The following is a 23,705-nucleotide window of genomic DNA, read 5'->3' on the forward strand; positions in this document are numbered from 1 at the left end:
CCACACTCCGTCACCATTTCCGCCCAGGAAGGAGGCACACCATGGGCACCGTCGTTCTCACCGGGGCCGTCGTCCTGGTGGTCCTGGGATTCGGCCACCCGCTCTACTGGCTCGTCGCCGTCGCCGTGCTCTTCCTGTACGTGCGGTACGGGCTCGGGGCGTCCGCGTCGGCCCCGTCGTCCACGCCCGGTCCGGCCCCCGGCCCGGCCGCCGCGCCCACCTCGTACAAGGCGTACCGTGAGCGCCGCGACCTGCAGGCCAAGTGGGAGCGCCGCTACCGCCGCGAACGCCCTCTGAGGCACCGCCGTGACGAGAGCGGCAAGTAGGCCGCCGGAGGAGAAACCGCCCGGGCGCCGCCGGAGACCGCCGGACAGCCTCTACAGGCCGGGGGCTCCCCACACCGGGAACCAGCGGCTCAGGTCCTGCTCCATCCGCAGGTCGTTCGTCAGGGCGGCCTTCACCTGCAACTCCAGTGCGTTGTCGCGCCGCTGCCCCGCGCCGGGCAGCGGCGCGAACGGGAAGTAGGCGCCCCGCTTGTACAGGTACACCAGCGCCAGCCGCTGCCCGTCCGCGGCCTGCGGACCCGCCCCCGGCTCCGCCGCCTTCTCGAACCCGGCGAGGGAACAGAGCAGTTGCGGCCCGAAGCCGTTGACCTCCATCGCGCTGTTCACCGCGTGCAGATCGTTGACCAGCAGCGTCAGCTGGTCGGGGGCACGCTCGGAGACCAGCCAGGAGTACCCGTAGCCGTCCCGCAGAAGCCGTACCGGAGGACCGGTGCGCTCGGTGTCGGCGTCGAGGAGCGCCTGCACCTCGCGGTGCGTCTGCTCGAAGGCCGAGCCTTCGACGGTCGCGAAACACACGGCGCCCTGCCCGGTCGGGGTGAACCCGGTCGCCGCCTCCAGCGTCACCGCCGCCGAGGGCAGCGCGAACAGCTGATCGAGGTCGGGTGCGACCGGCTTCGTCCGGCCGAGCAGGATGTCCAGCAGGCCCATGCGCCTCAGCCCGCCTTTCCGGGCATGGCCGCCTCGCCCAGCTCCGCGGAGATCCGGCCCAGCTGGTCGAGCCGCTGCTCCAGGCTCGGATGGGTGGAGAACAGCCGTGCCACACCGGGCTCCGTGCCCAGCGCCGGGGTGAAGTAGAAGGCGTTGAACGCCTGGGCCGTCCGCAGGTCCTTCGTCGGGATCCGGGCGATGTCGCCGGAGACCTTCGTCAGCGCGGAGGCGAGCGCCGAGGGACGGCCGGTCAGGTGCGCCGCCGCCCGGTCCGCCGCGAGCTCCCGGTACCGCGACAGCGCGCGGATCATGAGGAAGCTGAGCGCGTACACGGCCGCCGAGACGCCCATCACCGCGGCGAACACGGCCGCGGTGTTCTGGTCCCTGCGCCCGCCGCCGAACACCTGCGAGTAGAAGGCGAACCGCACGATCAGTCCGGCGATCACCCCGAGGAACGACGCGACGGTGATCACGGCGACGTCCTTGTGCGCCACATGCGACAGCTCGTGCGCGAGGACGCCCTCCAGCTCGGCCGGCTCCAGCCGCCGCAGCAGGCCCGTCGTCACACACACCACCGCGTGCTCGGGACTGCGCCCCGTCGCGAACGCGTTCGGCATGCCCAGCTCGGAGACGGCGACCACCGGCTTGGGCAGATCGGCGATCGCGCACAGCCGGTCGACCACGGCGTGCAGCTCGGGATACTCCTCCCGCTCCACGACCCGCCCGCGCATCGCGAACAGGGCGACCCGGTCGGAGAACCAGTACTGCGCGCCGAGCATCCCCGCCGCCACGACCACGACCAGCACCCAGGACTTCAGCAATACGATCAACGCGGCGACGAACGCCACGTACAACAGTCCGAGCAGGAACAACGTGACCGTCATCCGCACGGTCAGCCGCCGATCGCTCCGGAAACGACTCCGCATCTGCATCACCCCGCAGTCAGGCACTCGCCCCTCTGCCAGTGTGCACCGGCCCAGCCCCATGAACGGCCCCGTAACGACCCCAGGCGGAGCAAAACCTCCCCCGCACCGGACCGCCGTCTCAGAGCCGCCGCTCAGACGTCCGCAACCCGGGCGGTCCGCGCGCAGCGTGACGTCCGGATCGTCGAGCAGCGGCGACGGCCGGCGCCGCGCACCGCTCGCGGCATCGGGCGGCCGGGTCACCGCCGTGTCGCGGTACGACGCGGTGCGCGCACGCCCGCACCACAGCCGACCGTGTGCCGTATCAGTACGCAGCCCGGAAGCGCAGGTACCCCAGCAGCAGGAGCACGCCGATCACGCAGGCGAGGACGAGCGTCGTCGACAGCCAGGACGAACGGCGGCGCGCCGCCGGGCCGGGGTCGGCACGGAACGGCACCGGCTCCGGGGGGTTCTCCTTCCACCGGGCGGCCAGCATCCGGGCCCGCGCCGAGGGCTCCTTGTGCGTCGCGGCGTCCGCCCATCTGAGGTCGAACTCGCGCGCGGTGTCGTCCGGTTCGGGCATGCCCGCAACTCCCCCCGTCGAACAGCAGTGCCAGAAACCATACGACGACGCCCCCGCCCGGAAAAACCGGAAACAGGGGCGCCGCAGTCGGCCCGCCCGACGGGCCGGGGCCGTCCGACGGGGCAGGGCCGGTCGCACGTCCGTTGCATGGAGATCGTGTGGTGACGGTGGAGGGCGAGGACTTGGTGTGATGGCCGCCGGTGAATGCCAGCAGCCGGCAGCCGATTTCAGGCCGTTCCAGGGCCGCAATCCGGCCAAGCCTTGACCGTCGCGGCGTCCTCGTTGAAGATCTTTCCTGGCCCTCGACAGCGGGGGTGGAAAATGGGGGAAAAATGAATAGGTTTGGAAAGTCGATATTTTTCGGCATTTCGGGCGCCGTGCTTGCGGTTTCCGGTCTTGCCGCCCCGGCGGCGGCTTACGGCCCGCAGGGCGGAAGCGGCGCCGATACCGTGGTTGCGGCCACTGACGGCCTCGTGGTCGGGCAGCCCGTCGTCCACAAGAGGGGTGACGGCTTCGTCCCGCCGGCGGAACTGGGTAACCCCTCCGAGTGGGGCGTCGTCAAGCTGGAGATCAACGAGTCGGCCGTGCAGCTGAAGCGTCCGGCCGCGCTGAATGAGAATACCTGCAAGGACGTGACTCATGGCAGGTGGTGCTATGGGCAGGAGGTCACGTCGGCTGGAACCGGCAGGAAGTGCTACTCCAACTACAGTGCGGACGTGAAGCACAAGTCGACGGTCAGGGTCATCAACATCGACCATTCGAGTGGCTGGGTGAAGAAGGGCGAGGTTTCCTACGCCCACCACACGCAGGGTGCGGCGTACACCTGCTACGCATACTACGACAATGCATAAATCTGCCTGTGGCAACGAGGACTGACCTCCCTCGGGTGAGCCATTTGCTCCACCAGTGAGTTGCTTTCCCACCGTGCCGCACTCGACCTGCTCCTGGTCGAGTGCGGCATCGTGCTTCTTTCGTGTCTGTGAGCTTTTTCAGAGTGATCACTGATCGCATGACGGCTGGGCCGAAGCACGCTGGTTGTCACATCAGGCGGGCTTGCCGGTGCCGTTGGCGACGACGCACCTCGACCCGACACGGCCGAGCAGGTGCTCGTCGACCGGCTCAGCGACGGACGCGGTAGCGGATGTGAGTGGCCTCCGGCGTGTCGATCACCCGGATGATCTCCAGCTCGATCTGCGACGGCAAGACGTCGAACAGGCGACGGCCGGCACCGAGCAGCACGGGGATCTGATGGATCTGCACCTCATCCAGCACCCCGGCCTCCAGCGCCCGCTGCGCCGTGTACGCGCCACGCACCTGCACGTCCTTGTCCCCGGCGGCGGCCTTGGCCTGTGCCATCGCGCTTTCGATCCCGTCGGTCACATAGGTCACCAACGGATAGCCCCAACGGGCGGCGGGGCCGGGCGGGCGGTGACTGGGCACGAAGATCGGAAGACCACCGTGATCACCGCCCCAGTGATCCATGAGCTCGGCAGTGCGTCGTCCCGCGAGCACCGCACCGGCTGCGTTCCATTCGTCCTGGAATCGCGCGGCCGGGCCGGACGGCGGGCCGGACTCGTCCTCCGGGCCGGCCCACTTGTGCAGTCGCTCACCGTCGTCGCCGCCCAGGAAGTCGTTCGGATCGGCGATATACCCGTCGAGTGACATCGACATGTCGAGCACTGATACGGACACTGCGACCTCCTGTGGGTTCGATCCAGACCGGTTCACCTGTGCTGTAGACCCGGCACGGCGGCATTACTCATCGGGCGTCGCAGCGGCAACAGCTCACGTGAGCCTGCTCGCCTCTTGAGCCGCCATCGTCGTCCAGGTCTCGACCGGCCAGCCGGCCGGGTTCGGTGGCCTTCGCCCGCCCTGCCGGGCCGGGCCCACGCCCTGACCGCGGTCCGCACCCACCGGTTCACCCGCGTCTGCGAACGCCGGGGCGTCCCGATCCTCGCGGACCGGGACGAAACAGGCCGTCGGCCGTGCCCTTCCGGCGAGGAAGAGCACGGCCGACGGCCCACTCACGGCCCAGGGGAGCGGTAACCCGCTCTGACCTGGGGCTTTATCACACGTCGAAGTACAGCTCGAACTCGTGCGGGTGCGGGCGCAGCTGCAGCGGGGCGATCTCGTTCGTGCGCTTGTAGTCGATCCACGTCTCGATCAGGTCGGACGTGAAGACGTCGCCGGCGAGCAGGAACTCGTGGTCCGACTCGAGGCGGTCGAGGACGGCCGGAAGCGAGGTCGGAACCTGCGCGACGCCCGCGTGCTCCTCGGGAGCCAGCTCGTAGAGGTCCTTGTCGATCGGCTCGGCCGGCTCGATCTTGTTCTTGATGCCGTCCAGACCCGCGAGGAGCAGCGCCGAGAAGGCGAGGTACGGGTTGCCGGAGGAGTCGGGCGCGCGGAACTCGACGCGCTTGGCCTTCGGGTTGGAGCCCGTGATCGGGATGCGCATGGCCGCGGAGCGGTTGCGCTGCGAGTACACCAGGTTGACCGGAGCCTCGAAGCCCGGCACCAGACGGTGGTAGGAGTTCACCGTCGGGTTGGTGAATGCCAGCAGCGACGGCGCGTGCTTGAGGATGCCGCCGATGTAGTAGCGGGCCATGTCCGACAGACCCGCGTAGCCGGTCTCGTCGTAGAACAGCGGGGAGCCGCCGCTCCACAGCGACTGGTGGACGTGCATGCCCGAGCCGTTGTCGCCGAAGATCGGCTTCGGCATGAAGGTCGCGGTCTTGCCGTTGCGCCAGGCGACGTTCTTCACGATGTACTTGAAGAGCTGGAGGTCGTCGGCCGCGGCGAGCAGCGTGTTGAACTTGTAGTTGATCTCGGCCTGGCCGGCGGTGCCCACCTCGTGGTGCTGGCGCTCGACCTGGAGGCCGGACGCGGCCAGCTCCAGGGAGATCTCCGCGCGCAGGTCGGCGAAGTGGTCGACCGGCGGGGTCGGGAAGTAACCGCCCTTGTAACGGACCTTGTAACCGCGGTTGTCCTCGAGCGCACCGGTGTTCCAGGCGCCGGCCTCGGAGTCGATGTGGTAGAAGGACTCGTTCTCCGAGGTCTTGAAGCGCACGCTGTCGAAGACGTAGAACTCGGCCTCGGGACCGAAGTAGGCGGTGTCGGCGATACCGGTCGACGCCAGGTAGGCCTCGGCCTTCTTCGCCACGTTGCGCGGGTCACGGGAGTACTGCTCGCCCGTGATCGGGTCGTGGATGAAGAAGTTGATGTTGAGCGTCTTGTCGCGGCGGAAGGGGTCCACGCGCGCGGTCGACAGGTCGGCGCGCAGCGCCATGTCGGACTCGTGGATGGCCTGGAAGCCGCGGATCGACGAACCGTCGAAGGCGAGCTCCTCGTCCGGGTCGAACGCCTCGACGGGCAGCGAGAAGTGCTGCATGACGCCCGGCAGGTCGCAGAAGCGGACGTCGACGAACTTGACGTCCTCGTCCGCGATGAACTTCTTGGCCTCGTCGGCGTTCTGGAACATCCAGCTCCTCCTACTCCCGGCCGTCGAGCCGGGGTGGTAGTTCGTTCGTGCTGCCAGTGCGGTGGCACACGCTGTCGTCGACCCTAGGGACGGGTGATTTCTCGGGCGTGACCCGTTTGTTTCGCACAAGTTAACCGGACCTCGCCCGGTCCACCCCACCTGTCCGCATCACGAAACGCTGGCAGTACCGTGGACGCGTGGACAACAGGCAAGCACTCGGATCGTGGCTCTCCGGACCCCGTTCGGCCATGGAGGACGCCGGCGCCGACTTCGGATACCGGGGCGAGCGGCTCGGTCTGCCGGAGGAAGGCCCGGGCTCGATCGCCCGTCCCGGCCGGCGGCTCGGCGCGCTGGCCCTGGACTGGGGGCTCGGCCTCCTGATCGCATACAGCTTGATCACGGACGGCTATCGGCCGCCCGCCACGGGCAACTGGGCGCTGCTCGTCTTCTTCGTGATGAGCGCCCTGACGGTCGGCACGGTCGGTTTCACCCCGGGCAAGCGCCTCTTCGGCCTGCGCGTGGTCTCCGTCGACACCGGCGCCGTCAGCCCGCTGCGTTCCGTGGCGCGCACGGTCCTGCTCTGCCTGGCCGTGCCGGCGCTGGTCTGGGACCGTGACGGCCGCGGTCTGCACGACCGGCTGGCCCGCACGGTCGAGGTCCGCCTCTGAGGCGTCGCCCGCACGCGGCGGCACGGCACACGAGCAGAGCGCTGAAGCGGTACGAGGAAGGGGCGCCCGGATCATCCGGGCGCCCCTTCCTCGTAGCGTCGTGCGGGCGCGGGGCCGGCGGGGCTCAGCGGGCCTTGCCGCCGCCGCCCTTCGGCAGCCGCATGCCCTTGGGCATCGGGCCCTTCGGCAGCGGCATGTTGCTCATCAGGTCGCCCATCGCGCGCAGCCGGTCGTTGGTGGCGGTGACCTGGGGTCCGGCGAGCACGCGGGGGTACTTCAGCAGGGTGGTGCGGAGCTTCTTCAGCTCGACCTGGCCCTCGCCGGCGCCGACGATCACGTCGTGCACGGGGACGTCCGCGACGATGCGGTTCATCTTCTTCTTCTCGGCGGCCAGGAGGCTCTTCACCCGGTTCGGGTTGCCCTCGGCGACCAGGACGATGCCGGCCTTGCCGACGGCCCGGTGCACCACGTCCTGGCTGCGGTTCATCGCGACGGCGGGAGTGGTCGTCCAGCCCCGGCCGATGTTGTCGAGGACGGCCGCGGCGGCGCCCGGCTGGCCCTCCATCTGACCGAAGGCGGCCCGCTCCGCCCGGCGTCCGAACACGATCGCCGTCGCCAGGAAGGCGAGCAGGAAGCCCAGGATGCCCAGGTAGACCGGGTGGCCGAGCAGGAAGCCGATCGCGAGAAAGACGCCGAAAGTGAGGAGGAAGACGCCCGCGAGCACCAGGCCGATCGTCTTGTCGGCCTTGCGGGTCATCTTGTACGTCAGGGCGATCTGCTTCAGTCGCCCGGGGTTAGCGGCGTCCGCCGCGCTGTCACTTCTCGCCATGCCACGAAGTCTACGTGCCCCCACGAGCGCCTACGACGGCAGGAGGCGGGTGTGGGCGCGGGGACCGCGGGCAGGAGCTCAGGAGCGGACGGAGGTGACGGACGTGACGGTGTCGAGGATGCGCTGCGCCTCGACGCGGTCCTTGGCGCGACGGCGGTCCTCCAGTACGGAGGTCCAGGCGTTGCGGCGGGCCGTGCGCTGTCCGCTGCTCATGAGCAGCGACTCGACGGCGCGCAGTGCGGTGGTGAAGGACGGGATGGCGGTGGCGCTAACGGGCGCGGCCTGCATGGTGGAGGTTCCCCCTCGTACGGCTCGGACTCGGGTCTACGTGGTGTGATACCAGCGTCACTGATTGGTGTTACCAGGGCGTGACCGGCCGGTCAAACGCGAATGAAGCCTCGGGGCGGGGGGCCGAAACGCTGACGCGGCCCCGGCGTACGCCCTCATCTGCGAGGACGGCCGGGACCGCGTCAAATCGGTCACTACTGGCGAGTAGGCTCTTGTGCGCGAATTCACACACTCGGCTTGCGCCCGTACGGCGCAAGAGAGGTGACGTCGCGTCAGACCGCCTGGGTGGCGATGAAGGAACCGCGCTTCTCGACGGCCATCTGGTAAAGGCGTCCGGCACGGTAGGAGGACCGTACCAGCGGACCCGACATCACGCCGGAGAAGCCGATCTGGTCGGCCTCCTCCTTCAGCTCCACGAACTCGTGCGGCTTGACCCAGCGCTCGACGGGATGGTGGCGCACCGAGGGCCGCAGGTACTGCGTGATGGTGACCAGCTCGCAGCCCGCGTCGTGCAGCTGCCGCAGCGCCTCGCTCACCTCCTCGCGGGTCTCGCCCATGCCGAGGATCAGGTTCGACTTCGTGACCAGCCCGTGGTCGCGGGCCGCCGTGATGACGCCCAGCGAACGCTCGTAACGGAAGCCCGGCCGGATCCGCTTGAAGATCCGCGGGACGGTCTCGACGTTGTGCGCGAAGACCTCGGGACGCGCGGAGAAGACCTCGGCGAGCTGCTCCGGGACGGCGTTGAAGTCCGGGGCCAGCAGCTCGACCTTGGTGCGCCCCGCCTCCCGCTCGGCCGTCTGCAGGTGGATCTGCCGCACGGTCTCGGCGTAGAGCCACGCCCCGCCGTCCGCCAGGTCGTCACGCGCGACGCCGGTGATGGTGGCGTAGTTCAGGTCCATGGTGACGACGGACTCGCCCACGCGCCGCGGCTCGTCGCGGTCCAGCGCCTCGGGCTTGCCGGTGTCGATCTGGCAGAAGTCGCAGCGCCGGGTGCACTGGTCGCCGCCGATGAGGAAGGTGGCCTCGCGGTCCTCCCAGCACTCGTAGATGTTGGGACAGCCGGCTTCCTGGCACACCGTGTGCAGGCCCTCGCTCTTCACGAGATTCTGCATCTTCGTGTACTCGGGACCCATTTTCGCCCGGGTCTTGATCCACTCGGGCTTGCGCTCGATGGGGGTCTGGCTGTTACGGACCTCCAGGCGCAGCATCTTGCGTCCGTCGGGTGCGACTGCGGACACGTCGGCTCCCTGCCTGTCTGCTTAGACTTTCGATTCTTCGGCGTACACCAGGGTACGCCCGTGCTTTTCGAGCCCCGCCGGGCCCCGTGGGGTCAGGCGGTCGCCTTCTCGATCTCGCGCGGTTTCAGCTCGGCGTTCTCCAGGACGTCCCGCAGATGCCGCTCCACCACGGGCAGCACCTCCTCGATCGTCACGTCACGGCCCAGTTCGCCGGCGAGCGAGGCGACGCCCGCGTCCCGGATGCCGCACGGGATGATCCGGTCGAACCACTTGTTGTCCGGGTTCACGTTGAGCGCGAAGCCGTGCATGGTGACGCCCTTGGCGACCCGGATGCCGATCGCCGCGATCTTGCGGTCCTCGCGCCGCTGGCCGGCGTTGGACGGGGCGTACTCCGGCCCGTTCAGCCGCGGGTCGAACTCCTCGTCCGTGAGCCGGGGGTCGAAGTCCAGCGACAGGCCGCCGAGCGAGGGGCGGGTCTCCACCGGGTCGCCCAGCACCCACACCCCGCTGCGGCCCTCGACCCGGGTGGTCTCCAGCCCGAACTCGGCGCAGACGCGGATCAGGGCGTCCTCGAGGCGGCGTACGTGCGCGACGACGTCCACCGGACGCGGCAGCTTCAGGATCGGGTAGCCCACCAGCTGGCCCGGGCCGTGCCAGGTGATCTTGCCGCCGCGGTCCACGTCGACGACCGGGGTGCCGTCGAGGGGGCGTTCGGCGGCGGCCGTGCGCCGGCCGGCGGTGTACACGGCCGGGTGCTCCAGGAGCAGGACGGTGTCCGGGACCTCGTCGGTGAAGCGCGCCGCGTGCACGCGGCGTTGCTCGTCCCACGCCTCCTGGTACTCGACGGCGTCCTCGCCGAACCCCATCCGGACGAACCGCAACTCGCTCACGGCAAGCGCCTCCCTGAAAGTCGTCAGGCGCGTGACGCGCCCAAGCCACTGTACGACCGCGCGCCACCCGTCAGCCGCAGGGCCAATCCTCACACGATCGGATGAATGAACCTCGAGATGTGCGATCGCCTGCTTACGCTCCGCTACATTCGCGCCGTTCGCGAGGCCAAAAGGGCTGATCACACGCATCAGCGCACTTCATCCGGGCACGTCGGAGGCCCGGAAGGCAGGAGACCGCACCGCAGATGACGGAACGACCCGCGCAGCGCACGCCCAACCGACAGCTCGCCGCGCTCATCGCAGAAGCGGGATTCTCCAACGCGGGACTGGCCCGTCGCGTCGATCAGCTCGGGCTCGAGCACGGGCTGGACCTGAGATACGACAAGACGTCCGTCACCCGGTGGCTGCGCGGGCAGCAGCCCCGCGGCACCACCCCCGCCCTGATCGCCGAGGTCTTCACCCGGCGTCTGGGCCGCCGCCTGACCGCCCAGGATCTCGGTCTGGACGCCTGCGCCCCCGTCTACGCGGGTCTGGAGTTCGCCGGCACGCCCGACGAGGCCGTCGACATCGTCGGCGGGCTGTGGCGCAAGGACTCCGGCAGCCACGCCGAGCTGCGCAAGATCGCCTTCACCCCGGCGGGGCTCGTCGTGCCGAGCCGGGACTGGCTGATCGGGCGGGCCGACGAGAAGGTCGCCCGCAGCGAGCCGATCGCCCGGGTGCCCGTCCAGGGCCGCCCGGCCGCGCGGCCCGCCACCGCACCGCAGCACCCCTCCCAGCACCCTTCCCAGCAGCTCTCCCCACCCCTCTCGGCGCCGCTCGCCTCGCCGCATCCGCCGCTGCGGACCCCGGCGGCGGCCGTCCCGCCGGCGTCCGGACCGTCCGCCGTGCCGCGCCGGCGCGGCCAGGGCGCCGAGCGCGGCCCCGGCCAGCGGGTCACCGGCGGCGACATCTCCGCGCTGCGCTCGGTCGGCGAGCTCTTCCGCTCCCTCGACGACCGGTACGGCGGCGGCCACGCCCGGCAGGCCCTCGTGCGCTACCTGGAGCACGAGTGCGAGCCCATGCTGCGCGGCACGTACGGCGAGCAGACCGGCAGGCGCCTCTTCGCCGCCGCCGCCGACCTGACCCGTCTCGCCGGCTGGACCTCCTTCGACATCGCCGCGCACGGCCTGGCCCAGCGCTACTTCGTGCAGGCCCTGCGCCTCTCGCAGGTGGCCGGGGACCGGGCCTACGGCTCCTTCGTCCTCGTCACCATGAGCCGCCAGGCCGTCTACCTCGGCCACGGCCGGGAGGCGGTGCAGCTGGCGCGGGTGGCCCAGCAGGGCGTGGGCTCGGGGGCCCCGCCCGTCGTGCAGGCGCTGCTGCACGCGGCGGAGGCGCGCGGACACGCGGTGCTGGGCGAGGTGCGCGCCTCCACCGCGGCCCTCGTGCGGGCCGAGCGGGCGCTGGAGGCGGCCAAGTCCGGTGACGAGACGCCGTACTGGGCGCGCTTCTTCGACGAGGCGCAGCTGGCCGACGAGTTCGGTCACTGCCATCGCGACCTGCAGCAGTTCCGGGCGGCCGCCCAGCACGCCGAACGCTCCCTGCAGCTGCGTCCGGCCGCCCACGCCCGCAGCCGGCTGTTCTGCCGCGTCGTCCTCGCCTCCGCCCGCCTCGGCCTCGGCGAACTCGACCAGGCCTGCCAGTTGGCGGCGGAGGCCGCCGGTCAGGCGGCGGAGATGCGGTCGGTCCGGGCACTGGAGTACGTCAGGGACTTCGAGCGGCGGCTGGAGCCGTACAAGGACGCCTCTCCGGCGCGGACGTACCGTGACAAGGTGGCGGCGCTGGGCTGACCACCCCCGGGGGCTCTGCCCCCGGCCCCCGTTTCGGGCCTGGACGGCCCTCGTCCTCAAACGCCGGACGGGCTGGGGATGTGCGCCCGGCCGGGGCTGGGGTGGGCGGAGCCGCGGGGTCGAGCGCCCGGGGGCTCTGCCCCCCGGCCCCCGGGCCCCCGGTTCGGTCTGGACGGCCTTCGTCCTCAAACGCCGGACGGGCTGGGGATGTGCGCCCGGCCGGGGCAGGGGGTGGGGTGCGCGGCCGGGGCAGGGGGTGGGTGGGAGGAGGGAGGTGGGTGGAGCCGCCTGGGTCGAGCGTCCAGGGGCTCCCCCTGGGGGCCCTGCTCGGGGGGTCTCTCCCCGGGGGTCCCTGGGATTCCCGGGCTCCTCCGGGGGCCCTGGGCGGGCCTTTCACCGGGGGCCCTGGGCCCCCGGGTCCCGGTCGGTGGGCCGGGGGGCTTGGGCAGGGGCTTTGTGTTGGTCGCGCGGTGGGTGTGCGGGGTTGGATGGAGGTGGGAGCCCTCGGGGGCCGGGTGTTCAGGCTGCTGCCTGCTCCTCGGGGGCTGTGGGGCGCGGGTCGGCCAGGGGCAGTGAACCTGCGGCGCGCAGGTCGGAGACGATCGCGGACGCCGCCCGGCGCGCCGAGTGCAGCGCTCCCTGCACGGTGCTGGTGTCCCGGTGGTCGCCGCACACGTACAGGCCCGCCAGCAGCCGTACCGGACGCCGCAGATCGTGCGGCGCGCGCATCGCGGGCACCGCCTCGGCGGTGTGGTGCACGGCCAACGTCTCCCAGCGTGCGGTGGAGACGCCGTACAGCCGGGCCAGATGCATGCGCACGGCGGTGTCGACGCCCGGCGGGGGCGTGCCGAGGACGGTGGACGAGATCAGCGTGCGGCCGGCGGGCGCGCGGCTCGGGTCGATCCGGCTGACCACCGCCGTGTGCGCGACCGGCCCGCCGCGGTCGGCGTCCAGGAGCAGTGAGGCGCCGGTGCCGGGCGGCTCGTCCGTCGTGTGGTGGACGATGGTCACCGGGTGGAAGTCGGGCACCCGCAGCCCGGGCAGCAGCTGTGCCGCGCTGCGCGCGTCGGTGGCGATCAGGACCGCACGGCAGCGGAGTTCGCCGTGCGCGGCGGTGGTCACCGAGGTCGTGGAGACGGAGGTGACCCGCACCCCGGTGCGCACGGAGCCGGGCGGCAGGGTCCGCGCGAGCAGGTCGGGCAGCGCCTCGGCCCCGCCCTCCGGCAGCGCCAGCCGGCCGGCCGCGAAGGCGCGCAGCGCGAGGTCAGCGCACCGGCTGGACGTGGTGAGGTCCGGGTCGCACAGCAGCGCGGCGAGCAGCGGGCGTACGAAGCCGTCCACCGTGCGGGCGGGCAGCCCGCGGGCGGCGAGGGCCTGGGCGGCGGGCAGTTCGGGACGGCGCAGCAGCCGCTCGGCGGGGGTGGCCGCGAGCCGGGTGAGCGCGGCGCCGAGTCGCGCCTGGTCCACGGCGGTGCCCAGCGGCGCGCCCGCCCGGACCCTGGGCGAGGCGGGCGGCCGTCCTCCCGAGGGCACGGAGCCGCCGGCGCGCGGCCGGGGCAGCGCCCCCGGGCGCGGAGCGCTCGCCAGAGCGCGTACCGCGTGGAGTGCGCCCCTTGCGCTCCCCGCGCCCGCCTGTGCGCCCGCGCGGTGGTGGCGTCCGTCGCTGTGCAGCAGGACCCCCGGCGCGAACGGACGCAGGACGAGCGCGTCGAGCCCCGGTGTCAGGGCCAGTTCGGGATACGCCGTGGACAGCAGCTGCCCGATGCGGTCGAGCCGGAACCCGTCGACCTTCTCCGTCGCCATGCGGCCGCCCACGCAGGGGGCGGCCTCCAGGACTACGGTTCTTACTCCTGCGCTGGTCAGCCGGTGTGCGGCGGAGAGTCCGGAGACTCCGGCTCCCACCACGACGACGTCTGCCTGGTACGCGGGCTCAAGCACGTGCCCCTCCTCGAGGTTGCGCGGCCGGTGGAGACGTCATGCCCCCAACGGGCGTCTGGGATACCCGAGTTCGGGTCGAGGGTAGGGCCGTGATCGGTCAAGAACAGTCGCGCATGGACAGGGCACGGTCGCACGCCGGTCGCATACGGTCGCGTGGCGGATCAGGCGGCTCGGATGGCGTCCTCGATCCCGGGGAACGCGAAGGTGAAACCGGACTCCAGCAGCCGCTTCGGCACCACGCGCACGCTGCCCAGCACGTCCCCGGCCATCTCGCCGAGCACCGTCCGCAGCACCGGCGCCGGCACCGCGAAGAGCGTCGGCCGGTGCAGCACCCGCCCCATCGCCGCGGTGATCTCACGGTTCGTCAGCGGCTCGGGCGCCGTCAGGTTGAACGGGCCCGACAGGTCGTCACGGGCCAGGAGGTGCCGGATCGCCGCCACCTCGTCGTGCAGCGCGATGTAGGACCAGTACTGGCGTCCGTCGCCCATCCGCCCCCCGAGCCCGGCCGCGAAGAGCGGGAACAGCTTGCCCCAGGCCCCGCCGCCGCGCGCCACGACCAGCCCGGTGCGGGTGAACGCCGTGCGCACGCCCGCCTCCTGGGCTGGACCCGCGGCCGCCTCCCACTCCACGCACAGCTCCGGCAGGAAGCCGCTGCCGGCCGGCGCGCCCTCGTCCACGGTCCGCTCGCCCGTCTCGCCGTAGAAGCCCATCGCGCTGCCGTTGACGAACACCCGCGGCGGTCGGTCGAGCGAGGCGACGGCCCGCGCCAGCGCCGCCGTGCCGTGCACCCGGCTGTCGTGGATGCGCTTCTTGTAGGCCTCGCTCCAGCGCCGGTCGCCGACCCCCGCGCCCGCGAGGTTGACCACGGCGTCGCATCCGGCGAGCCCGGCCGTGTCCACCTGCCCCTTCTCGGGGTCCCAGCGCAGCTCCAGCGGCCCCCGGGGCGCACGGCGCACCAACCGGACCACCTCGTGCCCGTCCGCGGTCAGGGACCGCACCAGTGCGCTGCCGATCAGTCCGGACGCCCCGGCCACCGCGATTCGCGTACGTTCCATACCGCCATCCTGCCCTCCGGACCGGGAAAACCCCGGCCGGGTCGCCGTTTGGACCGGACTAGGGTGATGGCCATGTCCGCGCCGTCCGCACCCCTCATACGCGCCGCGTCGCCCGCCGACGACCCGGCTCTCGGTCTCGTCGACCGGCTGACCTGGTCCCCGCTGCACGCCGTCATGCCCGAGCCGCAGCCGCCGTACGACTCGTTCTTCGACGAGCGGCACCGGCCCGAGGACTTCCTCGTCGCCGAACTGGACGGCCGTGTCGTCGGATACGTGCGCCTCGTCCCGCCCACGCCGCTCGCCGCCAACGCGCACGTCCGGCAGATCCAGGGCCTCGCCGTGCTCGACGAGGCACGCGGCAACGGCGTCGGACGGGCGCTGGTCCGCGCCGCCGTCGAGGAGACCCGCCGGCAGGGCGCCCGCCGCATCACCCTGCGCGTCCTCGGCCACAACGCACCGGCCCGCAAGCTCTACGAGGCCGAGGGGTTCACCGTGGAGGGCGTCCTCCCCGAGGAGTTCCTGCTGGACGGCGCGTACGTGGACGACGTCCTCATGGGCCGGCCGGTGCAGTGACGCGCCGGGTCAGCGGGAGCGTGCCGCCCGGGTCGGGCGATGTGGTCGTGCCGTGGTCGGGCGGTGCGGTCGCGCCGGCGGGCGGGGAACCGCGCCGCGGCTCAGGAAGGGGCCAGGTCGCCCGTGTCCACGGGCCGGGTGGCGGTCGCCGCGCGCTTCGCGTCGCCGGCGACCTCGTCCGCCGTCAGCACGTAGCCCGTCTCGTCGTCGGAGGTGGAGCGGGCGAAGACCACGCCGTAGACCCGGCCGGTCGTGGTCAGCAGCGGGCCGCCGGAGTTGCCGGGGCGCACGGTGGAGCGGATCGAGTAGATCTCCCGGGTGACGATCTCGTCGTTGTAGATGTTGCGGCCGGTCGCCTTCACCCGGCCCGCGACCGTGGCCGCCTGGAGGTTCAGGTCGCCGTCCTGCGGATAGCCGGCGACGACCGCCGGATTCCCGCGCGCGGCCTCGTCGTCGAAGACCAGCACCGGCGCCTTCAGGTACGGCACGTACAGCACCGCCACGTCCCTGTCCGGGTCGAAGAGCACCACGCGCGCGTCGTACGACGGCCCGACGCCGCCGATCCGCACGGTCGGGCTGTCGATGCCCGCCACCACGTGCGCGTTGGTCATCACGTGCTCGTTCGCGTACACGAAGCCGCTGCCCTCGCGGCCCTGGTCGCCCGCCACGCCCTCGATCTTCACCGTGCTGCGCTTGGCCGCCTCGGTGGCGCTCGCCGTGACGCTGTCCCCGGTGGGCTTGGCGACCTCGGCCGTCGACTCGTTCTCGAAGGGGTTGAAGACCTGCGGGAAGCCCGCCTGGGTCAGCGCCGACGTGGCCCGCGCGAACCAGGTGGGCGTGGTGTCCGGCATGACGTCCTGCACGGCCCCCAGCAGCCGTGAGTCCCGTATCGACGACGTGACCACCGGCGACGAGGACGCGCCCAGCACGCTCGCCGCCACCCACGCCACGATCAGCACCGCGACCACGTTGGCCGCCGCGCCGCCGATCCCGTCCGCCACCCGCAGCGGCCCGCGGTCCAGCTCCCGGCGCAGCCGTAACGCCAGCCGCCCCGCCAGCTCGTGCCCCACCGCCGCCGGTACGAGCACCGTCAGCACGGCCGTCACGGTGGCGGCGGTGGTCCCCGGAGTCACCGGATCCATCAGCCAGGGCAGGACCCACACGCCGATCACCGCACCGCCCACGAAGCCCGCCAGCGACACACAGCCGGCCACCAGGCCCCGGCGGTAGCCGGAACCGGCGTAGGCCAGGATCACCAGCACCAGCAGAATGTCGAGCAGGTCCACCGGCCCCCCTTTTTTTCTCTTGGATCCCCCAGGTCGTGTCCTAGTACGCGCGGGAGGGTCCCAGTGATCAGCCGTGCGTCCGTCGCCGCCGTCACACGCGCGGGCGGCCCGCCCGGCCACACATGCGTGTACCCCGGGAAACGTCGCGGACCGGGACGATGGTTCCACCGGGTGGCACACTCCACATCGCGGACGGAGCGGATTCGTCGGACAGTGGGGTCATGTGTGCCCTCCGACCGGCGTCGCACGGTCCGCGGGGAACGCGCCGGCCGCGCCGTACGCGGATACCGGGCCCGCTCCTCGTGCTCCTGGGCTGTCTGCCCGGGCTCGCCGCCGTCGCCGCCCTGGGGGCGTGCGCGGGCGACGTCGGCGACGCCTCCTCCGCCGACCGGACCCCCCGGCACGCCGCCGCCCGGCCCGCCGCCGGGCACCGGGCGGCCCGGCCGCCCGTCGTGCCGCGCACCGCCTGGCTGGACGCCCTCGCCCGGCACGCACAGCCGCCGCCGCGCTACGACGACAAGGCCGTCGCCGTGTTCGTCCACCACACCGACTCGCCCAACGGCTACGACTGCGCCGACGCGCCCCGCATCATCCGCTCCCTGTACACCGGCCAGACCGCCGCCCGGGGCTGGGACGACATCGGGTACAACTTCCTCGTCGACCGCTGCGGCACCGTCTACGAGGGCCGCGCGGGCGGCGTCGACCGCGCCGTCACCGGGGCGCACACCCAGGGCTTCAACCACCGCACGGTGGGCATCGCGGCGCTCGGCACGTTCACCTCCGGCGTCCCGGTGCCGCAGGCCATGGTCGACGCGATCGCCGCCCTCGCCGCCTGGAAACTGGGGCTGGCCGACATCGATCCACGGGCGCACGTGCGGCTCACCTCCAGCAACAGCCACAGCCGGTACGCGGCCGGGACCACCGCCACCCTGCCCGCCCTGGCCGGCCACCGGGACGGCTTCATGACGAGCTGCCCCGGCGCCGCCCTCGCCGCCCGCCTCCCGGAGATCCGCGAGAAGGCCGCCCGCCTCCAGGGCAGGACGGCCGCGCACGCTCTCACAGGAACGTCTTAGGCGGCGTTCAGGGGCCTCCCATGCCACCGTCCTACGGTCGTGCCCGACACGAAGAACCGACCGGAGGTGGGGATCATGAGCAGCAGCCGTGCCGGGGCCGCGCAGACCACGCAGCAGGGCCCCCGGACCAGGGCCGCCCGGACCAGGGCCGTCCGCAACTCCTGGACCCTGCTGTGCGCCGCCGCAGCCGTCGTCCTGGGGCCGGCGGCGGCCACCGCCTCCGCCCTGGAACAGGCCAACAGGGCGCCGCTGCACCACGCGGTGCGGGTCGACCAGGCGCAGGCCTACCTCCCCGCCGACAGCACCCGGCGCAGGTCGGGGGCGTGAGGGCGGCCCACGGGACGACGGGTCCGCCCCGCCGGGCTCATTCCTTGAAGCGCTGCCACAGCCGGGGATACCGCTCGGCCAGCGCCCCCTCGTTCTCGAAGTCGACCGGCGTCCCCTCGGGTTCCGCGGCGGCCGGCGGAATGCCGAGATCCGGGGCGACCATCCCGGTGAGCTGCTCGTAGGCCTCGTCGGCCGCGTAACCGAGTTCCTCGCCGTCGCCGTCGATCTCCTCGTCGAAGTCGTCCAGCAGGTCGGCGAGCGAGTCCGGGTCGCCGTGCAGGGCGCCCTCGAAGACCTCGCGGCCCTGACCGATCAGCCAGCACCGGAAGAAGTCGAAGGCGTCGTCGCTCGCCCCGTCCATCAGCAGCCAGGCAGCGCCCCACAGATCCCAGCGGTAGGCGCGGTTGTAGCGCGACTCGAAGTGCCGGGCGAAGTCGAGCACGGCCTCCGGGTCCAGCCGCAGCAGTCGCTCCACGAGCTGGTCGGCCTGCTCCTCGGGATCGCCCTCGGCGGCCTCGCGGGAGGCGTCCACCAGCTCCCAGAACTCCGTCTCGTCCATCACGCGTCCAGCATCGTGCCTGGAGATGCGGGACGCACCCCGGAGTGCGCGGGATTCCCGGCGTGTTCGGGCGCCGCGTCAGCTTTCGCGGGTCCCGTAGCGCGCCGCGAGCCGCAGGGAGTCCGCGGCGAACCACTCCCGCAGCGCGGCCGGCGCGAGCACTTCCGCCTCCGGTCCCAGCGCCGTGAGCTGGGTGTGCGCCACCTCCAGCGACTCGACCCGCAGGGCGACCGTCGCCCAGCCCCGCCCGTCCGGCTCCCCGGCGCCGGCCAGCGCGTCCCGCGCCGCCACCGGATCGACGGCGTACGGCAGCCGGCGCATCCCCGCCTCCGACAGCCGCACGACGACCTCGGTCCGCAGGAGCGAGCGCGCGAACTGCTCGGCCCGCGCGTCCCAGAAGCCCGGCAGATCGAAGTCCTCATCCCTGAGGAAACGATCCTGCGCAGGCTCGACCGCCGTGAACCGGTCGATACGGTACGTCCGGAACGCGCCGCCCTCCCGGACCCGGGCGCACAGGTACCAGACCCCCGCCTTCAGCACGAGCCCGTACGGCTCCAGCTCCCGCTCGGCCTCGTCCTCCCCGCGCCGGTAACGCGCCCGCACGCACCGGTCGTCCCACACCGCGTCCGCGACCACCGGAAGCAGCGCCGGCGTCTCGGGCTCCCGGAACCAGGCCGGCGCGTCCAGATGGAACCGCTGCGCCGCCGTGCGCGGGGCGTCCCGCAGCGACGGCAGCAGAGCCGCCGACACCTTCAGCCGGGCGGCCGACGCCACGTCCTCCAGACCCATCTCCCGCAGCGCCCCCGGCACCCCGCTCAGGAACAGCGCCTCGGCCTCGCCGCGCCCCAGCCCCGTCAGCCGCGTCCGGTACCCGCCGACCAGCCGGTAGCCCCCCGCGCGCCCGCGCTCCGCGTACACCGGCACACCCGCCTCGGAGAGCGCCTGCGCGTCCCGGGTGACGGTCCGCTCCGACACCTGAAGCTCCCGCGCCAGCTCGGACGCGGTCATGGTCGGCCGGGACTGCAGGAGGAGCACCATCTTGATGAGGCGGGCAGCACGCATGGGGACATGATGCCGGGACCCGCTGACAGCGAAGGGGGGCACGGCCGCAGCCGCACCCCCCTTCGTCGAACCGTGACCTGCCTACAGGCCGTAGCGCTCGCGCGCCTCCTTCACCGAGGCCGCCTTGACCTCACCGCGCCGGGCGAGCTGCGCCAGGGCCGCGACGACGATCGACTCGGCGTCCACGCCGAAGTGGCGGCGGGCCGCGTCACGGGTGTCGGAGAGGCCGAAGCCGTCCGCGCCCAGCGACGACCAGTCCTGCTCGACCCACTGCGCGATCTGGTCCGGGACCTGGCGCATGTAGTCGGAGACCGCGAGGACCGGGCCCTCGGCGCCCTGCAGCGCCCGGCGGACGTACGGCTGGCGCTCCTCGCCGCGCAGCAGGGCCGCGTCGGCGTCCAGGGCGTCACGGCGCAGCTCGGTCCAGGAGGTCGCGGACCACACGTCGGCGGCCACGCCCCACTCCTCGGCGAGCAGCTTCTGCGCCTTCAGGGCCCAGTGGATCGCGGTGCCCGAGGCCAGCAGCTGGATGCGCGGCGCGTTGGCCGCCGCGACCTGCACGCCCGCCGACTCCGCCGTGTTGAAGCGGTACAGGCCCTTGAGGATGCCCTCGTCGACGCCGGGCGCCGACGGCTTCGCCGGCTGCGGCATCGGCTCGTTGTAGACGGTGAGGTAGTAGAAGACGTCCTGGTCCTCGCCCGGGGCCGCCTCGCCGTACATCCGGCGCAGACCGTCCTTGACGATCGTCGCGATCTCGTACGCGAACGCCGGGTCGTAGCTGAGGGCGGCAGGGTTGGTCGCGGCGATGACCGGGGAGTGGCCGTCGGCGTGCTGCAGGCCCTCGCCCGTCAGCGTCGTGCGGCCCGCGGTGGCGCCGACCAGGAAGCCGCGGCCGAGCTGGTCGCCGAGCTGCCACATCTGGTCGGCCGTGCGCTGCCAGCCGAACATCGAGTAGAAGATGTAGAACGGGATCATCGCCTCGCCGTGCGTCGCGTACGACGACGATGCGGCGATGAAGTCGGCCATCGAGCCGGCCTCGGTGATCCCCTCGTTGAGGATCTGGCCGTTCTCGGCCTCCTTGTAGTACATCAGCTGGTCGCGGTCGACCGGCTCGTACGTCTGGCCCTTGGGGGAGTAGATCCCGAGCGAGGGGAACAGGCTCTCCATGCCGAAGGTGCGCGCCTCGTCGGGGACGATCGGCACCCAGCGCCTGCCCGTCTCCTTGTCGCGGACCAGGTCCTTGACGAGGCGGACGAAGGCCATCGTGGTCGCCACGTTCTGCGAGCCGGAGCCCTTGTCGAACGAGGCGAACGTCTTGTCGGCGGGGGCCGGCAGCGGGGCGACGGCGTGCGTACGGCGGGCCGGGGCCGGGCCGCCGAGGGCTGCGCGGCGTTCCTGGAGGTAGCGGACCTCGGGGGAGTCGGCGCCCGGATGTCCGTAGGGGACGACCCCGTCGACGAACTGCGCGTCGGAGATCGGCAGCTCCAGCAGGTCGCGCATCGCCTTGAACTCGTCCACCGAGAGCTTCTTCATCTGGTGGTTGGCGTTCTTCGAGGCGAAGCCCTCGCCGAGCGTGTGGCCCTTGACCGTCTGGGCCAGGATGACCGTCGGCGCGCCCTTGAACTCGACGGCGGCCTTGTAGGCGGCGTACACCTTGCGCGCCTCGTGGCCGCCTCGGGAGAGGTGGAAGCACTCGAGGATCTTGTCGTCGCTGAGCAGCTTCGCCATCTCGGCGAGCGCCGGGTCCTTGCCGAAGAAGTCCTCGCGGATGTAGGCGGCGCCGCGCGTCTGGTACGTCTGCACCTGGGCGTCCGGCACCTCGCGCAGCCGGCGGACCAGCGCGCCCGTGGTGTCCAGCTGGAACAGCTCGTCCCAGGCGGAGCCCCACAGCGACTTGATCACGTTCCAGCCGGCGCCGCGGAACTGGGCCTCCAGCTCCTGCACGATCTTGAAGTTGGCGCGCACCGGACCGTCGAGTCGCTGCAGGTTGCAGTTGATGACGAAGGTCAGGTTGTCGAGGCCCTCGCGGGAGGCGAGTGCGAGTGCCGCCGTCGACTCGGGCTCGTCCATCTCGCCGTCGCCGAGGAACGCCCACACGTGGGACGCCGAGACGTCCTTGATGCCGCGGTTGGTGAGGTAGCGGTTGAAGCGGGCCTGGTAGATGGCGGAGAGCGGGCCGAGGCCCATCGAGACCGTCGGGAACTCCCACAGCCAGGGCAGCCGGCGCGGGTGCGGGTACGACGGGAGGCCCTCGCCGCCCGACTCCTGGCGGAAGTTGTCGAGGTGGCGCTCGGTCAGCCGGCCGTCGAGGAAGGCGCGGGCGTAGATGCCGGGGGAGGCGTGGCCCTGGATGTAGAGCTGGTCGCCCGAACCGTCGGCCTCCTTGCCCTGGAAGAAGTGGTTGAAGCCGGTCTCGTACAGCCAGGCGGCGGAGGCGAAGGTGGCGATGTGGCCGCCGACGCCGTGCTTGCTGCCACGGGTCACCATCGCGGCCGCGTTCCAGCGGTTCCACGCGGTGATCCTGCGCTCCATCTCCGGGTCGCCGGGCGCGGACAGCTCGGCGGCGGTGGGGATGGTGTTGACGTAGTCCGTCTCGAGCAGCTTGGGCAGCGCGATGCCGTTGCCCTCGGCGCGCTCCAGCGTGCGGCGCATCAGGTACGCGGCACGGTGCGGCCCGGCCGCCTTGGCGACCGCGTCCAGCGAGGCCTGCCATTCGGCGGTCTCCTCCGGGTCCCGGTCGGGGAGCTGGTCGAGCGCGCTGGGCTGGATGGCCTGGGGGTCGGTCATGTCGCCGCCTTCCTCAGTCGAAGGGGGTTCCCTCATCGGCAAGGGTTCGGGGTTGCCCTAGGTCTTTGGCAGGACAGGGCGTGGAGCCCGGGTGCGGTGTCGTTGTGCGGCCCCGCGCGAGGTCCGTCGGCGACAATAACCCGCTGATCGATGATCGATCAAAGGGTTCCGGGAGAAAACCTCTTGATCACGAGAAAGTAGGCACCCGGTGCCTGTCGGACAGGCACCGCGTGCCGTACATTTCGACCGTTTTCGCAGGTCGGAGCCCACGTATGAGCGTGGGCACGCTCCCCTGGACACACCGGGCGGCCGCCCCGGCACCCGGCCCTACGGGCGGGGAGCGCACCCGAGGACGTGCGCCTTCACCAGCTCCGCGATCCGGGGATCGCGCCGCTTGAACGCGGCCACCAGTTCCTCGTGCTCCTCCGCGTACGACTGCTGCACGGTCCCCAGCCAGCGGATGGACAGCGCCGTGAACACCTCGATGCCGAGGCCCTCCCAGGTGTGCAGCAGCACCGAGTTCCCGGCCGCCCGCACCAGCTCCCGGTGGAAGCCCACGGTGTGCCGCACCTGCCCGGTGCCGTCGCTGGCGCGGTCGGCCTCGTAGAGCGCGGCGACGTGCGGTTCGAGCGCCGAGCAGTCCTCGGCCAGCCTCTGGGCGGCCAGTTCCGCGGCGATCGCCTCCAGGCCCGCCCGGACCGGGTAGCTCTCCTCCAGGTCGGCCGCCGTCAGGTTGCGCACCCGCACGCCCTTGTTCGGCGCGGACTCGATCAGCCGCAGCGACTCCAGCTCGCGCAGCGCCTCCCGCACCGGCGTCTGGCTGACCTCCAGCTCGGTGGCGATCCGCCGCTCCACGATCCGCTCGCCCGGCTGCCAGCGCCCGCTGACGATCCCCTCCACGATGTGCTCGCGGATCTGTTCGCGCAGCGAGTGGACGACGGGCGCGGTCATGGGAGCTCCTTTGAGGAGAGGCCGCACGGGCCCCCGGGGGCGTTTGACGTTTAGACAATACGGCCGTGAGCGCTTTCCAGAAGGGCGCGCGGGGATGCTTTTACGCAGGTGAGACGAGACTTACACGAGCGTGACCGGGGCCGGCCCGCAGGTCGGCCCCGAGCGGACCCGGAGCGCGCCGCAGGCGCCGGCGAGCGCGTCGAGGCCCACGCCGAGGACCGTGCGGACGCCGTTGCCCGCGTCGACGTCCCACACGTCCCCTATGCGGACGGTCACAGGGCGTCGCTCCCCCTGGAGATCGAGCGGTGTGAATGCAGTGGCGCACCCGGCGTCAGGGGAGTGGTGGGCGGAACCGGGACGAAAGCGCCCCCGCCCGGAGAACCGGACGAGGGCGCCT

Annotated in this window: 24 protein-coding genes and 1 pseudogene; 8 read left to right on the plus strand and 17 right to left on the minus strand. The window is 72.1% G+C overall.

Annotated elements, in window-relative coordinates; translation table 11 throughout:
• The first annotated feature begins 41 nt into the window (after positions 1-41).
• On the plus strand, positions 42-326 hold the full coding sequence (locus ACH4ZA_RS12980; protein ID WP_319279330.1) for a hypothetical protein: 285 nt from the start codon (positions 42-44) through the stop codon (positions 324-326).
• Positions 327-377: 51 nt separating this feature from the next.
• Here the strand turns inward: ACH4ZA_RS12980 and ACH4ZA_RS12985 are convergent, their stop codons facing one another.
• The 3 genes from ACH4ZA_RS12985 to ACH4ZA_RS12995 form a co-directional block, all read right to left on the minus strand.
• Positions 378-992, minus strand: a complete 615-nt coding sequence (locus ACH4ZA_RS12985; protein WP_319279331.1) for a hypothetical protein — start codon at positions 990-992, stop codon at positions 378-380.
• 5 nt (positions 993-997) lie between these two features.
• Complete coding sequence (htpX, locus tag ACH4ZA_RS12990; protein WP_398429371.1) at positions 998-1,918, minus strand: zinc metalloprotease HtpX; 921 nt, start codon at positions 1,916-1,918, stop codon at positions 998-1,000.
• Between the two features lie 301 nt (positions 1,919-2,219).
• Entirely contained in the window at positions 2,220-2,477 is a 258-nt protein-coding gene (locus tag ACH4ZA_RS12995) for a hypothetical protein (RefSeq protein WP_398429372.1), read from the minus strand.
• A 332-nt stretch (positions 2,478-2,809) separates the two neighbouring features.
• Here ACH4ZA_RS12995 and ACH4ZA_RS13000 point away from each other — a divergent pair, with 332 nt between their 5' ends.
• Complete coding sequence (locus tag ACH4ZA_RS13000) at positions 2,810-3,328, plus strand: hypothetical protein (protein ID WP_319282026.1); 519 nt, start codon at positions 2,810-2,812, stop codon at positions 3,326-3,328.
• Positions 3,329-3,596: 268 nt separating this feature from the next.
• Here the strand turns inward: ACH4ZA_RS13000 and ACH4ZA_RS13005 are convergent, their stop codons facing one another.
• Entirely contained in the window at positions 3,597-4,169 is a 573-nt protein-coding gene (locus ACH4ZA_RS13005; protein WP_319282024.1) for a dihydrofolate reductase family protein, read from the minus strand.
• 120 nt (positions 4,170-4,289) lie between these two features.
• Between ACH4ZA_RS13005 and ACH4ZA_RS13010 the strand changes: the two are divergent.
• Positions 4,290-4,463, plus strand: a pseudogene (locus tag ACH4ZA_RS13010) (IS5/IS1182 family transposase); the annotation flags it as partial.
• Between the two features lie 82 nt (positions 4,464-4,545).
• Here the strand turns inward: ACH4ZA_RS13010 and glnA are convergent.
• Complete coding sequence (glnA, locus tag ACH4ZA_RS13015) at positions 4,546-5,955, minus strand: type I glutamate--ammonia ligase (protein ID WP_319282022.1); 1,410 nt, start codon at positions 5,953-5,955, stop codon at positions 4,546-4,548.
• A gap of 197 nt (positions 5,956-6,152) precedes the next feature.
• On the opposite strand from glnA, the gene ACH4ZA_RS13020 reads away from it, so the two are divergent.
• Entirely contained in the window at positions 6,153-6,623 is a 471-nt protein-coding gene (locus tag ACH4ZA_RS13020; protein WP_319282020.1) for an RDD family protein, read from the plus strand.
• Positions 6,624-6,747: 124 nt separating this feature from the next.
• Here ACH4ZA_RS13020 and ACH4ZA_RS13025 read toward each other — a convergent pair whose 3' ends face one another.
• From ACH4ZA_RS13025 to lipB, 4 genes are all read right to left on the minus strand, one after another.
• A complete protein-coding gene (locus ACH4ZA_RS13025) occupies positions 6,748-7,452 on the minus strand; it encodes a DUF4191 domain-containing protein (RefSeq protein ID WP_306952972.1) in 705 nt (234 codons plus the stop codon).
• A gap of 78 nt (positions 7,453-7,530) precedes the next feature.
• Positions 7,531-7,740 (minus strand): hypothetical protein, encoded by a 210-nt coding sequence (locus ACH4ZA_RS13030; protein ID WP_319282015.1) that lies wholly within the window; start codon positions 7,738-7,740, stop codon positions 7,531-7,533.
• A gap of 272 nt (positions 7,741-8,012) precedes the next feature.
• Complete coding sequence (lipA, locus tag ACH4ZA_RS13035) at positions 8,013-8,978, minus strand: lipoyl synthase (RefSeq protein ID WP_319171038.1); 966 nt, start codon at positions 8,976-8,978, stop codon at positions 8,013-8,015.
• Positions 8,979-9,070: 92 nt separating this feature from the next.
• Positions 9,071-9,868, minus strand: a complete 798-nt coding sequence (lipB, locus tag ACH4ZA_RS13040) for a lipoyl(octanoyl) transferase LipB (RefSeq protein WP_319282012.1) — start codon at positions 9,866-9,868, stop codon at positions 9,071-9,073.
• Between the two features lie 245 nt (positions 9,869-10,113).
• Between lipB and ACH4ZA_RS13045 the strand changes: the two genes are divergently transcribed.
• The gene (locus tag ACH4ZA_RS13045; protein WP_398429375.1) at positions 10,114-11,697 is read left to right on the plus strand and encodes a regulator; all 1,584 of its coding nucleotides are present in this window, start codon (positions 10,114-10,116) and stop codon (positions 11,695-11,697) included.
• Between the two features lie 519 nt (positions 11,698-12,216).
• Here ACH4ZA_RS13045 and ACH4ZA_RS13050 read toward each other — a convergent pair.
• Positions 12,217-13,635: an NAD(P)/FAD-dependent oxidoreductase gene (locus ACH4ZA_RS13050; RefSeq protein ID WP_398429377.1), complete on the minus strand. Its 1,419-nt coding sequence runs from the start codon at positions 13,633-13,635 to the stop codon at positions 12,217-12,219.
• A gap of 161 nt (positions 13,636-13,796) precedes the next feature.
• Positions 13,797-14,690, minus strand: coding sequence for a TIGR01777 family oxidoreductase (locus ACH4ZA_RS13055; protein WP_319282006.1), 894 nt, complete (start codon positions 14,688-14,690; stop codon positions 13,797-13,799).
• Between the two features lie 72 nt (positions 14,691-14,762).
• On the opposite strand from ACH4ZA_RS13055, the gene ACH4ZA_RS13060 reads away from it, so the two are divergent.
• Complete coding sequence (locus ACH4ZA_RS13060; protein WP_319282004.1) at positions 14,763-15,263, plus strand: GNAT family N-acetyltransferase; 501 nt, start codon at positions 14,763-14,765, stop codon at positions 15,261-15,263.
• 101 nt (positions 15,264-15,364) lie between these two features.
• Here ACH4ZA_RS13060 and ACH4ZA_RS13065 read toward each other — a convergent pair whose 3' ends face one another.
• Complete coding sequence (locus ACH4ZA_RS13065; RefSeq protein WP_319282002.1) at positions 15,365-16,549, minus strand: MarP family serine protease; 1,185 nt, start codon at positions 16,547-16,549, stop codon at positions 15,365-15,367.
• 221 nt (positions 16,550-16,770) lie between these two features.
• Between ACH4ZA_RS13065 and ACH4ZA_RS13070 the strand changes: the two genes are divergently transcribed.
• Both ACH4ZA_RS13070 and ACH4ZA_RS13075 read left to right on the plus strand, forming a co-directional pair.
• Positions 16,771-17,622, plus strand: a complete 852-nt coding sequence (locus ACH4ZA_RS13070; protein ID WP_398429378.1) for a peptidoglycan recognition protein — start codon at positions 16,771-16,773, stop codon at positions 17,620-17,622.
• 75 nt (positions 17,623-17,697) lie between these two features.
• Entirely contained in the window at positions 17,698-17,949 is a 252-nt protein-coding gene (locus ACH4ZA_RS13075; RefSeq protein ID WP_319282434.1) for a hypothetical protein, read from the plus strand.
• Between the two features lie 37 nt (positions 17,950-17,986).
• Here ACH4ZA_RS13075 and ACH4ZA_RS13080 read toward each other — a convergent pair whose 3' ends face one another.
• The 5 genes from ACH4ZA_RS13080 to ACH4ZA_RS13100 all read right to left on the minus strand — a co-directional run bounded on the left by ACH4ZA_RS13080 (position 17,987) and on the right by ACH4ZA_RS13100 (position 23,584).
• Positions 17,987-18,508 carry a DUF4240 domain-containing protein gene (locus ACH4ZA_RS13080; RefSeq protein ID WP_319282443.1) on the minus strand — a complete coding sequence of 174 codons (522 nt, stop codon included), beginning with the start codon at positions 18,506-18,508 and terminating at the stop codon, positions 17,987-17,989.
• 78 nt (positions 18,509-18,586) lie between these two features.
• Positions 18,587-19,570 (minus strand): helix-turn-helix transcriptional regulator, encoded by a 984-nt coding sequence (locus ACH4ZA_RS13085; protein ID WP_398429380.1) that lies wholly within the window; start codon positions 19,568-19,570, stop codon positions 18,587-18,589.
• A gap of 81 nt (positions 19,571-19,651) precedes the next feature.
• Positions 19,652-22,357: a pyruvate dehydrogenase (acetyl-transferring), homodimeric type gene (gene aceE, locus ACH4ZA_RS13090; RefSeq protein WP_398429381.1), complete on the minus strand. Its 2,706-nt coding sequence runs from the start codon at positions 22,355-22,357 to the stop codon at positions 19,652-19,654.
• A gap of 327 nt (positions 22,358-22,684) precedes the next feature.
• Entirely contained in the window at positions 22,685-23,308 is a 624-nt protein-coding gene (locus tag ACH4ZA_RS13095) for a GntR family transcriptional regulator (RefSeq protein ID WP_319282437.1), read from the minus strand.
• A 120-nt stretch (positions 23,309-23,428) separates the two neighbouring features.
• Complete coding sequence (locus ACH4ZA_RS13100) at positions 23,429-23,584, minus strand: hypothetical protein (RefSeq protein WP_319282439.1); 156 nt, start codon at positions 23,582-23,584, stop codon at positions 23,429-23,431.
• Positions 23,585-23,705: the final 121 nt, after the last annotated feature.

The sequence above is a fragment of the Streptomyces sp. NPDC020597 genome, assembly GCF_044335095.1.
Lineage (GTDB): Bacteria > Actinomycetota > Actinomycetes > Streptomycetales > Streptomycetaceae > Streptomyces.

What these genes read in the sequence shown, in the direction of transcription:
- ACH4ZA_RS13000 (WP_319282026.1), top strand. Translation starts at nt 2,810, where the DNA reads ATGAATAGGTTTGGAAAGTCGATATTTTTCGGCATTTCGGGCGCCGTG.
- ACH4ZA_RS13030 (WP_319282015.1), bottom strand. Translation starts at nt 7,740, where the DNA reads ATGCAGGCCGCGCCCGTTAGCGCCACCGCCATCCCGTCCTTCACCACC.
- htpX (WP_398429371.1), bottom strand. Translation starts at nt 1,918, where the DNA reads ATGCGGAGTCGTTTCCGGAGCGATCGGCGGCTGACCGTGCGGATGACG.
- ACH4ZA_RS13075 (WP_319282434.1), top strand. Translation starts at nt 17,698, where the DNA reads ATGAGCAGCAGCCGTGCCGGGGCCGCGCAGACCACGCAGCAGGGCCCC.
- ACH4ZA_RS12980 (WP_319279330.1), top strand. Translation starts at nt 42, where the DNA reads ATGGGCACCGTCGTTCTCACCGGGGCCGTCGTCCTGGTGGTCCTGGGA.
- ACH4ZA_RS13055 (WP_319282006.1), bottom strand. Translation starts at nt 14,690, where the DNA reads ATGGAACGTACGCGAATCGCGGTGGCCGGGGCGTCCGGACTGATCGGC.
- ACH4ZA_RS12995 (WP_398429372.1), bottom strand. Translation starts at nt 2,477, where the DNA reads ATGCCCGAACCGGACGACACCGCGCGCGAGTTCGACCTCAGATGGGCG.
- ACH4ZA_RS13060 (WP_319282004.1), top strand. Translation starts at nt 14,763, where the DNA reads ATGTCCGCGCCGTCCGCACCCCTCATACGCGCCGCGTCGCCCGCCGAC.
- glnA (WP_319282022.1), bottom strand. Translation starts at nt 5,955, where the DNA reads ATGTTCCAGAACGCCGACGAGGCCAAGAAGTTCATCGCGGACGAGGAC.
- ACH4ZA_RS13025 (WP_306952972.1), bottom strand. Translation starts at nt 7,452, where the DNA reads ATGGCGAGAAGTGACAGCGCGGCGGACGCCGCTAACCCCGGGCGACTG.
- ACH4ZA_RS13070 (WP_398429378.1), top strand. Translation starts at nt 16,771, where the DNA reads ATGTGTGCCCTCCGACCGGCGTCGCACGGTCCGCGGGGAACGCGCCGG.
- ACH4ZA_RS13085 (WP_398429380.1), bottom strand. Translation starts at nt 19,570, where the DNA reads ATGCGTGCTGCCCGCCTCATCAAGATGGTGCTCCTCCTGCAGTCCCGG.
- ACH4ZA_RS13080 (WP_319282443.1), bottom strand. Translation starts at nt 18,508, where the DNA reads ATGGACGAGACGGAGTTCTGGGAGCTGGTGGACGCCTCCCGCGAGGCC.
- ACH4ZA_RS12985 (WP_319279331.1), bottom strand. Translation starts at nt 992, where the DNA reads ATGGGCCTGCTGGACATCCTGCTCGGCCGGACGAAGCCGGTCGCACCC.
- ACH4ZA_RS13095 (WP_319282437.1), bottom strand. Translation starts at nt 23,308, where the DNA reads ATGACCGCGCCCGTCGTCCACTCGCTGCGCGAACAGATCCGCGAGCAC.
- ACH4ZA_RS13045 (WP_398429375.1), top strand. Translation starts at nt 10,114, where the DNA reads ATGACGGAACGACCCGCGCAGCGCACGCCCAACCGACAGCTCGCCGCG.
- aceE (WP_398429381.1), bottom strand. Translation starts at nt 22,357, where the DNA reads ATGACCGACCCCCAGGCCATCCAGCCCAGCGCGCTCGACCAGCTCCCC.